Raw genomic sequence first — 8,030 nt, forward strand, 5'->3', positions numbered from 1 at the left:
AGCCCGCCCGCGTAAAAAAGTTTATCGAGGGGGCTATAGGAGAGATGGAGGGGCGCTTGCATGTATCGCAGGCGCTTTCGCCGTGATTGCTAGCGCCGACAATCACCGTGACGGGCCGCAAAGATCGAGATAGTGATGACCCCACAGATAGGCCCAGAGATGCGCGAACGGCCAAGCAGTTGGCAGTCTCTATCGCGATTGCCATGAGCTTCGGCCGTCGCACCAGATTGTAGGAGGCTGCCGCGAAGGCGAAAGGTCAGCCGACACGGTCGCGGCGCGGAACTTCGTCTTGTCCGGCCCCGTCTTGGTCCAGCCGAACGCATCTTGGACGGGCTTGCAGCTCCGTCAGGTTTCAGATCAATCGCAATTTGCAAGGACATTCGGCAACCACACATGACGATCGAACTTGCCGGCCGATAGCCTCCGATCCTGCACGACTTAAGTTCAGGTCAGAGACTTCGGACGAATCCCGCCAGCGACAGCTCCGACGAGAACAAGCGGTTGCAGCAAGCCTCGGCTTAGTCTGGGTAGCTCCTGGGATGGAGTTAACATGCCCGCAGTATGAGCAGGGTTTATACCAAACGTTATTTTTTCGCCTTGCAGGCCGCTCATTGCACTGGCTAGACATTAGCTAGAGGTAGCTGACCGTGAAAATGAGGGGATCAAAATGCAACATAAAGCCAGGAAAAGCGGCCCCATGCCGAAGGTCCTCGACAGTCTGGCCGAGGAAGCCAAAAAAGGCGGGATGGATCGGCGCCAATTTCTCGCGCTCGCTTCGATATTCGGTGCTTCGACAGCCGTCGCATATTCAATGCTCGGCGCGACGCCGCCGGCATATGCTGAAGAAACGCCAAAGAAAGGTGGCACGCTGAGATTTTCCATGCCTGGTATTCTCGGCGCTAAAGATCCTCGGATAAGTGACGATGACAGGGTGGCAAACGTATACCGGCAATTCCTCGAGCCACTCGTGAAGTACACGCGAGACTATACGTTCGAACCGCATCTTCTCGAAAGCTGGAAAATTAATGACGATGCTACGGAATATACGCTATTCGTTCGTCGAGGCGTAAAATGGAGCAACGGCGACGATTTTACCGCTGACGACGTGATGTTTAATCTGCTTCGTTGGTGCGATAGGAACGTGCCTGGAAATTCAATGGCGGCGCGCCTTGCGACGTTGATCGACGAAAAGACAGGAAAGCCGGTGGAAGGCGCCATCACCAAGGTGGACGAATATACGGTCAAACTTAAGCTGCCGAAATCCGATATCACAATTATCGCCAGCTTTACCGATTTTCCCGCCTTGGTCGTTCACCGCGAGTTCGAAAGGAACGGGTCAGACGTCGTTGCGCATCCGATCGGAACGGGCCCGTTTGAGTTAGTGTCTTACGACGTAGGCCAGAAAGTGATCGTGAAGCGGCGAACAAATGGAAGCTGGTGGGGCGGCGAAGCATACTTGGACGAGGTCCAGTTCATTGACTACGGCAGCGACAGGTCTATCGAGCTGAGCGCCTTCGAGTCAGGCGAAATCGACGTGAATTACATAACGAACCCGGCTAATATCCCCATTTTTGACAAAGCGGGTTTGATTAGGTCCGAGGCAAAGACAGGGGCGACGGTCCTGTGTGCCGCTAATGTCACAAATAAGCCCTACGATGACAAGCGAGTACGCAATGCATTACAGTTGGCGGTCGACAACAGTGCTGTGCTGCAAGTTGGCTACGATGGCTATGGCAGCCCTGCTGCCAACTATCATGTCGCACCAATACATCCCGAGTACTATCCGGTTCCGGAGAAGAAACGAGATGTCGAGGCTGCGAAGCGCCTAATGACCGAAGCCGGTCAGCTGGATTTCGAGCACGAGATTATCAGTCCCGACACGGACTGGGTCAAGGACCCGGCTGATGTCATTGCCCAGCAATTCCGCGAAGCGGGCTTTAAGGTGAAGCGGACAGTTTTGCCCGATAGCACATTCTACAACAATTGGATGAAATACCCGCTTTCGGTCTGCCCTTGGAATATGCGGCCGCTCGGCGTTCAGGTGCTGGCACTAGCCTATCGCAGTGGCGCTGCGTGGAACCAAACGTCATGGTCAAACCCGGAATTCGACAAGCTGCTCGACAAGGCTTTGACCTTACCGGACCAAGAGAAGCGCAAAGCGGTTATGAAAGATATCGAAACACTTTTGCAGGATTCAGGCGTCATCATCCAGCCTTATTGGCAAAGCGTGTTTTGTCATTTTACCAAGCAGGTCCGAGGTTACCAGAAGCACCCCGCAACCGATGTAGATCTCGATAAGGTCTGGATCGATCGGAACGGCTGAGAGAAGTAGTACCCATGCGTGAAGGGCCCGCTATGATAATTAGTCACTCCAGCACTGGCATAGCCGCAACCGGAGTATTCGAGGATGCCGGCACAGCGGTGGCCGCTGTGACCTTCGCGATTCTTGCTGCTCGGTCCGACTTGATGCGTGGCTTTCCGGACGCAGCTTTGGGTTCGCACAGTTCCGCTTATTGTGCTTACAGTACTGAACGTGGCCAGTAATATTCGCCTTCAAAGTAGTCTCACTTTCATCGTCCTCGGTATCGACCCGACCATCCCGCGGGATGGTGGCTTAGGGCTGCACGTACCGCCCTAGCGGCAGCCAGCGCCTTCAATCCACGAGGGTCGCTCGCGCTGCGCTATGCCAAGGGCTCCGCACCAGCGCCCGTCGCTTCACCCCACGGATATGGCTATAGCCGGTTCTGCGAGCTTTCGCAGCTTCGAACAGCGGCTTTCGACGACAATGCGCCCAAGAAGATGTCGCCGGCGACAAGGTTTTCGTAGATTATTCCGGCAAGAAGATTCCGATCGCTGATAGAGACAACGGCGAGATCCGTGAGGCGGAGATCTTCGGCGAGATCCGTGAGGCGGAGATCTTCGTGGCAGTGCTGGGTGCGTCCAGCTTCACCTATGGATCTCTGGTCAATCGCTTCGTTCTGTCTCGCCCAATATCCAGCGCTGAACTTTGGTCTCGTTCCCGTCCCAACAAGTTGCTCCAAACGGTTCTAATATGGAGACGCATCGCCTGCTCTGCCAACGCCGGGTCGCGTGCGGCGATGGCTGCAACGTAGGCGCGATGCTGCTGGCGATAGATGATGAGCCGCTCGTGCCTCAAGGCGGCCTGTCTCAATCGGACCCAAGCTGCCTGGCCTCTTATCGCATTGAATGCGTCGAAGAGGGCGAGCAGAAGCTTATTATGCGCTGCCTGTGCGACCGCGCGATGCAATGTGCCGTCCCAAAGCTCCCAAGCCTTCACGTCACGAGCGCCTTCGCTCTTCTCCTGCAGGCGCCACATGTTCTCAATCTCCGCGGAGGTTGCCCGCATAGCGGCCTGCCGGGCTATGAGCGGCTCAAATAACATCCGAACCTCCAGCACTTCTTCCGGGCTGGTCGCAGCAGAGACGAAGTCCATTCCGCGAGCCGCCTCCAGAGGTCTAGGGCCGACGAATGTGCCTTTGCCCACGTGGCGCCATATCCGCTCTTCAGCCTCGAGCATCTCAAGGCCTTCTCGTAAGCCGCTGCGGCTGACGCCGAGCATCTGTGCCAACTCGCGCTCCGGCGGCAACCGGCTCTGCGGCGGATAGCGTCCGCTCGCCAGAAACTGCATCAGCTTCTGCAGGCTTCCGTCGCGTCTATTCATCGGTACCAATGCCCCTTTGGCTTCACCCTTTTCTCCTTTCTTATGAAAATGTCCGAATTCTAAGCACTAACCGCAGACCACAATATTAGACCAATTGGATATTGGCATCAACTTCTTGCTGGCCGACGGTGGCGGAGCATTCTATAACAATGACAGAGGAGAGCTTGATGCAGCCGAGCTTGGATGGCCAAAGGCAAGCTACGCGAAGTCGTCAAACGTCCACTCGACGTAAGATATCTCACTGCGCTTGGCTGGCGGTGGCTTCCAGTCTGCCGACAGGCGAGAGCGGTTACACTGCCGGCCGGTGGCTTTCAAACCAACGGCATTCCTGCAATCGCTTATGAGGCTCTCGTGATAACGTCCCGTCCTGAAATCGTCGGCACATTCGGGGTCGTCACATCGACGCATTGGCTTGCCTCGACGGTCGGCATGTCGATTCTCGAAAGAGGCGGCAACGCCTTCGATGCCGCGGTAGCGACCGGCTGTGTTCTGCACATCGTTGAGCCAAACGAGAACGGCCCCGGCGGCGACGTACCGATCGTGCTGTGGAGTGTGGCCAAAAAGCGCGTGGATGTTATTTGCGGCCAAGGAGTTGCGCCCGCAGCGGTCAACGCTAGCAAGCTGCGAAAAATGGGGTTCGACATCATTCCGGGCGCGGGACATCTGCCAGCTGTCGTCCCGGGCTCCTTTGGTGCATGGATGCTGCTGTTGCGAGATTACGGAACAATGCGGCCACGTGATGTCCTTGCTCCCGCCATCGCGATAGCCCGAAATGGCTTCGTTACCAGTCCGGAGATTGCCTCCGTCCTGAACGACCTCTCTGATTTCTTCAGGGAGTATTGGCCTAGTTCCGCAGAAGTCTTCCTGCCCGGTGGGAGAGCCCCCAGGGTGGGTACGCTCCTGTGCCTGCCGGCACAGGCTGAGACTTACGAGCGAATTGTGCGTGAATGTGAAACTGCGGGGTCGGATCGCGAAGCGCAGATCGAAGCGGCCCGGCGCTCCTGGTACGAGGGCTTTGTTGCAGAGGCGATCGACCAGTTCTTCCGTCAACCCGTGATGGATACCTCTGGAGAGGCGCATGCCGGGTTCCTCACAGCCGAAGATCTTAGCCGCTGGCGAGCGACAGTGGAAACACCACTTACAATCGACTACAAACAGTATCGCATGTGCAAACCCGGGCCATGGGCGCAGAGCCCGGTGATGCTGCAGCAGCTTGCTCTGCTGACGGGCTTCGACATCGCCGGCATGGATCCGCTCGGGGCGGAGTTCGTCCATACCGTGCAGGAATGCGCCAAGCTCGCCTTCGCTGACCGCGACGCCTTTTACGGTGACCCAAAATTTGCTGACGTCCCGATCGATCGCCTCCTATCAGGCGAATACAACGAAGAGCGCCGGCAGTTGGTCGGAGGCGAAGCGTCCCAAGAGCTGCGCCCGGGTCGGATTGACGGCTACGGGGGAAGGATTCCGCTGCGTTCAGCGGGTTCGACCAACATAGCGCACAGCGAGATTGACTTTGCCCGGAAACGGGATGCCGCCAAAGCTCCAAGCTGGGCTTCCTTTTTGGCAGAAAGCCACGGCGATACCTGCCACTTCGACATCATCGACCGATGGGGAAACATGATTTCGGCCACGCCAAGCGGCGGATGGATGAGCGGATCGCCGGTGGTGCCTGGCCTTGGATTCTGCGTTTCCGTGCGTGGGCAAATGTTTCTGCTCGATGAGCGCCATCCAAATGCCCTGGCACCGGGGAAGCGACCGCGTACAACGCTCACGCCCTCTTTGGCACTGCGGGACGGCGAACCCTACCTTGCCTTCGGAACGCCAGGTGGCGACTCTCAGGATCAGTGGGCACTCCACGCGTTTTTGCGGCATGTGGATCACGGAATGAACCTGCAGGAGGCGGTCGACGCGCCTAGCTTTCATTCGGCCCATCTGCCGAGTTCCTTCTATCCACGTGAGTGGATGCCAGGCCACTTGGCCGTCGAAGCAGGATTCCCACGCCAGACCCTCGCTGAGCTAAATCGCCGTGGTCATCAGCTCGAGATATTTGGCCGATGGGAGCACTACAATTCTGTCACCATGGCGGCACGCGACGGAGACGTTGTGCGCGCCAGTGCGAGTCCGCGGCGTATGAAATGCTATGCCATCGGACGTTGATCGGCTCGAGAACGATACACGAAAGCGGGAAGGGATAACAGGAGCTGGACTACCTCGTTAAAGGAAGCAAAAAGCTGGGTAAGCGGAGGAGCAAATGAAGCAGTCAATGGATCGTAAAGTTGGCAAGCACGGTAGGCCCATGCCCGAGTTCCTGGATGGACTCGCCGAGGACGCAAAGACGGGCGGGATGGACCGGCGCGAGTTTCTGGCGCTGGCCTCCATCTTTGGCGCGTCTGCCGCCATGGCATATTCGATGCTGAATGAAACCCTACCGGCTAACGGTGCTGAAGCGCCGAAAGCGGGCGGCACTTTGCGAATTGCCACTCTGATTTATAATCCTAAGGAGCCACGTGTAAACGACTATGCAAAGGCGGCAAACATCTACCGCCAATTCCTGGAGCCGCTGGTCAAATACACGCGTGAATACACCTTTGAACCGTGCCTTCTTGAAAGCTGGGACGTCAATAGTTATGCCACAGAATACATGCTATATGTTAGGAAAGGCGTAAAATGGAACAACGGGGATGATTTCAATGCCGACGATGTAATCGTTAATCTGCTGCGCTGGTGTGAAAAGCATGTACCTGGAAATTCCATGGCCAACCGCTTGGCCTCGCTGATTGATGACAAGACAGGAAAAGCAATACCCGGGGGCATCACCAAAGTTGACGAGCACACGGTTAAACTCAGGCTGTCCAAGCCCGACATTACGATCATCCCCGGGTTTACTGACTTCCCTGCATTGATCGTACATCGTGACTTTGAAAAGAACGGGTCGAATATCATTGCGCACCCCGTAGGTACCGGACCGTTTGAACTGCAATCATGGGACGTCGGCCAAAAGGCCATCGTTAGGCGGCGAAAAGACGGAAGCTGGTGGGGTGGTGAAGCTTACCTGGAAGAGGTGCAATTCATTGACTATGGCAGTGACCCTTCCACTGTTCAGAGCGCCTTTGAATCAGGGGAAATCGACGCTAATGATCAAACATTTTCGAACTATGTCGCGATCTTTGACGAGCTTGGGTTGGTGAGACAAGAGGCCAAAACGGCGACCACAATCGTGTGCCGCGCGCACGTCAAGGCTAAGCCCTATGACGACCAGCGGGTGCGCAATGCGCTGCAGTTGGCCGTCGACAACGACGCCGTTCTGCAAATCGCTTACGCTGGTTACGGTACCGTTGCAGCAAACTATCACGTCGCACCAATACACCCTGAATACTACCCGCTCCCGAGAAAGAAGCGGGATGTTGAAGCTGCTAGGCGTCTTATGGGCGAAGCCGGTCAGATGGACTTTGAACACGACCTCATCAGCGGCGACACCGATTGGATGAAGGACACAGCGGATGCTATTGCAGCGCAACTGCACGAAGCTGGATTCAAAGTGAAGCGCACCGTTCTTCCGCTGTCCACTTTCTTTAACGGGTGGCTGGAGTACCCTCTTTCAGCAATAAACTGGAACATGCGGCCGCTAGGCGTGCAGAGCTTAGTGCTTGCCTATCGCACTGGCGCTGCTTGGAACGAGTCGTCGTGGTCAAACGCGGATTTCGACAAGCTACTGGACAAAGCGTTGACCGTGCCTGATCCAGAGAAACGCAAGGCCCTCATGAAGGATATTGAAACACTTTTACAGGATTCCGGCGTTATCATTCAGCCTTATTGGCTTAACCTCTTTAACCATTCTACTAAGATGGTTAAGGGTTACGCTATGCACCCAACAGGCGACATAAACCTGACCAAGGTTTGGCTCGATAAGGCCGCGTAAGTTCAGCTATCGCGACTTCTTTGAAGAGCCTACAGAAAGTCATGGTCAATATGGCATCCTCGGCCCAGGCTGTCAGGGGCGGGTAGCGAGGCGACGACTTGGCGAGCCGTGTGGCGAGATCAGCCCTGGCCTCAGCGAGATCGCGCTGGTCGTAGAGCCAGCGCAGCTCCTGCAGGCAGTCGTCGCTGCGCTTGCACGGCAGCTGATCGAGCGCGTTCCCGAGAAGGTGCAGGAGCAGCGCTGCCAGGCGACCTCCGGGATCACCTCGCCGGTCGATGCGACAAGGCCGGTATTGTAGTCGGAGACCAGTTCCCGCGCCCCTTCAGCGCTACGATGAAGTCCTTTCGCGATTGAGCTATGCTGGAATTTGGGTGACGAGGCTGATCAAGCGGCGCTCTGCGGCTTCGTTTCGATGACCTCGATTCCGTC

At 56.5% G+C, this 8,030-nt stretch carries 4 protein-coding genes and 2 pseudogenes; 4 read left to right on the forward strand and 2 right to left on the reverse strand.

What is annotated here, in order from left to right; all coding sequences use genetic code 11:
• Positions 1-697: 697 nt before the first annotated feature.
• Positions 698-2,323: an ABC transporter substrate-binding protein gene (locus CK222_RS30440; RefSeq protein WP_245433396.1), complete on the forward strand. Its 1,626-nt coding sequence runs from the start codon at positions 698-700 to the stop codon at positions 2,321-2,323.
• A gap of 183 nt (positions 2,324-2,506) precedes the next feature.
• Positions 2,507-2,617 (forward strand): annotated as a pseudogene (locus CK222_RS33260) (ABC transporter permease); the annotation flags it as partial.
• 333 nt (positions 2,618-2,950) lie between these two features.
• Here CK222_RS33260 and CK222_RS30455 read toward each other — a convergent pair.
• Positions 2,951-3,682 carry a FadR/GntR family transcriptional regulator gene (locus tag CK222_RS30455; RefSeq protein WP_095802864.1) on the reverse strand — a complete coding sequence of 244 codons (732 nt, stop codon included), beginning with the start codon at positions 3,680-3,682 and terminating at the stop codon, positions 2,951-2,953.
• Between the two features lie 183 nt (positions 3,683-3,865).
• On the opposite strand from CK222_RS30455, the gene CK222_RS30460 reads away from it, so the two are divergent.
• Both CK222_RS30460 and CK222_RS30465 read left to right on the forward strand, forming a co-directional pair.
• A complete protein-coding gene (locus tag CK222_RS30460; protein ID WP_095802865.1) occupies positions 3,866-5,839 on the forward strand; it encodes a gamma-glutamyltransferase family protein in 1,974 nt (657 codons plus the stop codon).
• 94 nt (positions 5,840-5,933) lie between these two features.
• Positions 5,934-7,601: an ABC transporter substrate-binding protein gene (locus CK222_RS30465; protein ID WP_245433397.1), complete on the forward strand. Its 1,668-nt coding sequence runs from the start codon at positions 5,934-5,936 to the stop codon at positions 7,599-7,601.
• 25 nt (positions 7,602-7,626) lie between these two features.
• Here the strand turns inward: CK222_RS30465 and CK222_RS32050 are convergent.
• Positions 7,627-7,910, reverse strand: a pseudogene (locus CK222_RS32050) (transposase); the annotation flags it as partial.
• Between the last annotated feature and the right edge of the window lie 120 nt (positions 7,911-8,030).

The sequence above is a fragment of the Mesorhizobium sp. WSM3866 genome, assembly GCF_002294795.1.
Lineage (GTDB): Bacteria > Pseudomonadota > Alphaproteobacteria > Rhizobiales > Rhizobiaceae > Mesorhizobium.